Below are 4,605 nucleotides of genomic sequence, written 5' to 3'. Positions count from 1 at the left end.
GTTCGGCGTCTTCCCAATTGAAGCRCAACCAGCGTGTTCGCGTTTTTACGATTCCCGCCGGCGCTTAACAACCCGTCGAATAGGGCAGGAGCGCGGCGCGCCGCCGCACCGGTTTGGCAATATTTACCCCCGGAATGGCGGCTTTCGGTTACTAACGGCGGCAAAACGGACCTTTGAACGATGCCCTCCCACGATTTTCGCGCCCCCCGCCTGTTCGTCGATGGCCCCCTCGCCCAGGACGCCAGGGTTCCGCTCGACCGCGACCAGAGCAATTATCTCGGCAATGTGCTGCGGCTGGCCGCGGGGGCCGAGGTCCTGGCCTTCAACGGCCGCGACGGCGAATGGCAGGCTGCCATCGAAGGCCGCAAACGGCCGGACGGCTTGGTGATCCTCCAGCCGACCCGGCCGCAGGACCGGCTGGCGGACCTCACTTACGTCTTCGCCCCACTCAAGCACGCCCGGCTCGATTACATGGTCCAGAAGGCCATCGAGATGGGCGCCGCCAGCCTGCAACCGGTCCTGACCCGGTTCACCCAGGCCTCCCGGGTCAACACCGAGCGGATGCGTGCCAACGTGGTCGAGGCGGCCGAGCAATGCGGCATCCTGAGCATCGCGACCGTGGCCGAACCGGTGCCGCTGGAGCGCTTCCTGGGCCAGCGCGCCGCCGGTCGCCTGCTCATCTTCTGCGATGAGGCCGCGGAGGTCGAAAATCCCGTTCAGAGCCTGCAAGGCGCACGCGAGGCGGGACAAGGTATCGACGTGCTGATCGGCCCCGAAGGCGGCTTTGCCGAGGAAGAGCGGGTGCTGTTGCTGCGGCAGCCGAAGATCCTGCGGCTCGCCCTGGGGCCCCGGATCATGCGGGCCGACACCGCCGCGGTGGCGGCGCTGGCGCTGGTCCAGGCGGTGCTGGGCGATTGGGGCGGCAAGGCCGCTTAGCTCTGGTAGCGATCACATTTGAGACCGCAGGAGGTCGTCATGGCCGGGCTTGTCCCGGGCATGACGATGGCGTTGGCAGGGGAGTTGGCAGGCCGTTAAGCGATTGATCCTTTGGAGGTCGAAACCGCTTTCCGGCCATGCTAAGGGCTGCGCCAACTACCATGCCTCCCCTTGCCCTGCCCGGTTCCGCCGGGATGATGGACCCCTGAGATGACCGCGACTGCCACCTCAAATGCTGCCGGCTCCGCCGCCTGGGCGGATACGCTGCTCTTGTCGTTCGCGCAGGCCGGCTATGTCAGGGCCGAGCCGGCGATCCTGCAACCGGCCGAGCCGTTCCTGGACCTTTCCGGCGAGGACATCCGCAAGAGCCTGTACCTGACCACGGACCTCACCGGCGAGGAGCTCTGCCTGCGGCCGGACCTGACCATACCGGTGGCGCGCGATTACCTCGCCTCCAGCCGCGCCGGCCAGCCGGCCGGGTTCAGCTATCTCGGGCCGGTGTTCCGCTACCGCAGTGGCCAGGCCAGCGAATTTCTTCAGGCCGGCATCGAATCGTTCGGCCGCCAGGACCGCGCTGCGGCCGATGCCGAGATGCTGGCGCTGGCGCTGGAGGCGACCAGCGCCTTCGGCGTCCGCGACGTYGAGATCCGCACCGGCGATGTGGCGCTGTTCAACGCGCTGCTCGACGCGCTCAACCTCTATCCGGTCTGGCGGCGCCGCCTGGTCAAGGACTTCAACCGCAAGATCAGCCTGGAGCAGGATCTGGAGCGGCTGGCGGCCGCGACGACCGCCACCCGCAGCGAATATGAGGGCGTGCTGGCCGCGCTCGCCGGCTCCGACCGCAAGGCCGCGCTCGCCTTCGTCACCGATTTGATGTCGATCGCCGGGACCACCAATGTCGGCGGTCGCACCACCGCCGAGATCGCCGACCGCTTCCTCGAGCAATCGACCCTGAAGGGCGGCGCGCTGCCGCGCGAGGCGATCGCCGTGCTCAAGCGCTTCCTGTCGATCGCAGGCAATCCCGACGACGCCGTCGCCGAGCTGCGCGCGCTCACGACCGACGCCAGGCTCGACCTCACGGCTGCGATCGATCAGTTCGAGAGTCGGGTCGGCTTCATGGCGGCGCGCGGCATCGACGTGAAGCAGACGCGCTTCTCCACCGCGTTCGGACGCGGGCTCGACTATTACACCGGCTTCGAATTCGAGCTGCATCACCGCGGCAACGGCGCCGAGCCGCTGGTCGCCGGCGGACGCTATGACGGGCTAATGACCCAGCTTGGTTCGGCCGAGCCGATCGCCGCGGTCGGGTTCTCGGTCTGGGTGGACGCGCTGACCCGGATCGGCCGCAAGGTGGGAGCTTAAGTCATGAGCGCGCCATTCGTTCTGGCCGTTCCCTCCAAGGGCCGCCTCCAGGAAAACACCGAGGCCTTTTTCGCCCGCGCGGGCCTCAAGCTGTCGAAGGCCGGCGGCGCACGCGACTATCGCGGCACCATCGCGGGCCTCGACAATGTCGAGGTCGCCTATCTCTCGGCGAGCGAGATCGCCGCGCAGCTGTCGCGCGGCTTCGCCCATCTCGGCGTCACCGGCGAGGACCTGGTGCGCGAGAACATCGCGGACGCCGACAAGCGCGTGTCCCTGATCGAAGGGCTCGGCTTCGGCTATGCCGACGTCGTGGTGGCGGTGCCGCAGGCGTGGATCGACGTGCGCACCATGGCCGACCTCGACGACGTCACCACCGGCTTCCGCGAGCAGCATCACATGCGGATGCGGGTCGCGACCAAGTTCGTCAATCTCACCCGCGCGTTCTTCCAGAACCACGGCATCACCGATTACCGCATCGTCGAAAGCGCGGGCGCGACCGAAGGAGCGCCGGCGGCCGGCAGCGCCGAACTGATCGTCGATATCACGACGACCGGCGCGACCCTCGCCGCCAACGGCTTGCGGGTGCTCGACGACGGCATGATCCTGCGCAGCCAGGCCAATCTGGTCGCCTCCAGGGATGCCGACTGGTCGCCGCAGGCGCGGGAGACCGCGCGCATCATCCTCGACCACATCGCGGCGCGGGCGCGGGCCAACAAGTACCGCGAGGTCCGGACCCGTTTCCGGCAGTGCGACGCCGCCCTGCTCGGCGAGGCCTACAGCCGCTTCGGCGTCGAGGCCCCGTTCGGCGGGCCGACCTCGTCGGGCATGCTGACGCTGCACTGCCCGCCGGGGCAGCTCTATGCGCTCGCAAGCTTCCTGCGCGAGCATGGCGCCGAGACCGTCTCGGTGGTTTCGCTCGACTACGTGTTCGACCGGGAGAACCCGCTGTTCGCCAAGCTCGAGGCGTTCCTGCGGCGGTGAGCCTCAGGTCCGTTCAGCGTAGCGACAGCAAACGGCAGCTACCATATGCTGTTGAGATGACCTTGAACGCCCTCTGGAACCTTGATCGATGACGCTGGGCTCTGACGTTTCCGGCCTGACGACCACCGCGGCGAGCGCCGCTGCGAAGGGGTTGTCGATCGTCGTCCCCGTCTACAACGAGGCGGCGGGCCTCGCCGCCCTGCACCAGCGCATCTGCGATCTCGCACGGACCCTGMGGCAGCGCCATCGCCTCGCTTGCGAGGTGGTCTATGTCGACGACGGCAGCGCGGACGCGACGCTGTCGATCGCACGCAGCCTGCCGGCCGACGCGATCGACGTCCAGGTGGTCTCGCTGTCGCGCAATTTCGGCAAGGAGGCGGCGCTGATGGCCGGCCTCGACCATGCCCGCCTCGGCGCCGTGATGTTCATGGACGGCGACGGCCAGCATCCGCCGGCTCTCATCGAGCAGCTCGTGCGACACTGGATCGATGACGGCTATGACGTCGTCTATACGGCCAAGGCGCATCGCGACAACGAAACCTTCCTGCGGCGGCTCGCCGTGCATGGCTTCTACGCCCTGATCAACTGGGGCGCCCGCCAGAAGATTCCGGAAGATGCCGGCGACTTCCGCCTGCTTTCGCCGCGCGCGGTCACGGCGCTTCGGCAACTGCCGGAGCGCAACCGCTTCTTCAAGGGCCTGGCAAGCTGGATCGGCTTCCGCCAGATCCGCGTCGACTACGAGCCCGCGCCGCGCGCCCATGGCGTCACCACCTTCAACGCCGCGCGCCTGCTCGGCCTGTCGATCGAGGGCCTGACCTCGTTCTCGGTGGCACCACTGCGCTTCGCCAGCCTGCTCGGTGTCGTGCTCGCCGGCATCGCCTTCCTGTTCGGCCTCTCCATTCTCTGGGAGGTCTTCACCACCGGCAAGCAGGTCCCCGGCTATCCCTCGCTCGTGGTCGGCCTGATGAYGATCGGCGGCGTCCAGCTGATCATGATCGGCATCGTCGGTGAATATATCGGCAAGATCCTCTCCGAGCTGAAGGCCCGCCCGATCTACTTCGTCGCCGAGCACAGTGAAAAGCACTTCGAGACCGACAAGGCGGAGGACGCCTCGAAGAGGACGGCGGCGGAATGAGCGCGGCGGCGCCGCCGCGGCGGATCTGGCTCTGCGCCGACGATTACGGCATCAGCCCGGGCGTCAACCGCGCCATCCGTGACCTGATCGAACGCGGCCGCCTCAACGCCACCTCGGTGATGATGGTGGGCCCCACGATCGCCCGCGGCGAGATCGAGGCGCTCCAGGCCGCAGCGAAGACGAGCCCGCGC

Annotated in this window: 5 protein-coding genes; all 5 read left to right on the top strand. The window is 68.0% G+C overall.

From position 1 onward, the window contains the following. Nucleotides 1–180: 180 nt before the first annotated feature. A complete protein-coding gene (locus tag AC1D00_RS28010; protein WP_477012881.1) occupies nt 181–936 on the top strand; it encodes a 16S rRNA (uracil(1498)-N(3))-methyltransferase in 756 nt (251 codons plus the stop codon). A 210-nt stretch (nt 937–1,146) separates the two neighbouring features. Beyond that, entirely contained in the window at nt 1,147–2,298 is a 1,152-nt protein-coding gene (locus AC1D00_RS28005) for an ATP phosphoribosyltransferase regulatory subunit (RefSeq protein WP_135176486.1), read from the top strand. 3 nt (nt 2,299–2,301) lie between these two features. Continuing rightward, complete coding sequence (gene hisG, locus AC1D00_RS28000; protein WP_135176485.1) at nt 2,302–3,279, top strand: ATP phosphoribosyltransferase; 978 nt, start codon at nt 2,302–2,304, stop codon at nt 3,277–3,279. Nucleotides 3,280–3,367: 88 nt separating this feature from the next. Next, nucleotides 3,368–4,414: a glycosyltransferase family 2 protein gene (locus AC1D00_RS27995; RefSeq protein WP_477012880.1), complete on the top strand. Its 1,047-nt coding sequence runs from the start codon at nt 3,368–3,370 to the stop codon at nt 4,412–4,414. Further along, on the top strand, nt 4,411–4,605 hold a 195-nt coding region (locus AC1D00_RS27990; RefSeq protein WP_477012879.1), incomplete at its 3' end, for a ChbG/HpnK family deacetylase. The genes AC1D00_RS27995 and AC1D00_RS27990, both read left to right, overlap by 4 nt.

Source organism: Bradyrhizobium sp. P2_E8 (assembly GCF_056403875.1).
The sequence above is the reverse complement of the archived record's forward strand: the minus strand, read 5'-3'. Positions and strand labels throughout refer to the sequence as shown.

Coding starts and splice junctions, on each gene's coding strand:
- AC1D00_RS28010 (WP_477012881.1), top strand. CDS start 181: ATGCCCTCCCACGATTTTCGCGCCCCCCGCCTGTTCGTCGATGGCCCC.
- hisG (WP_135176485.1), top strand. CDS start 2,302: ATGAGCGCGCCATTCGTTCTGGCCGTTCCCTCCAAGGGCCGCCTCCAG.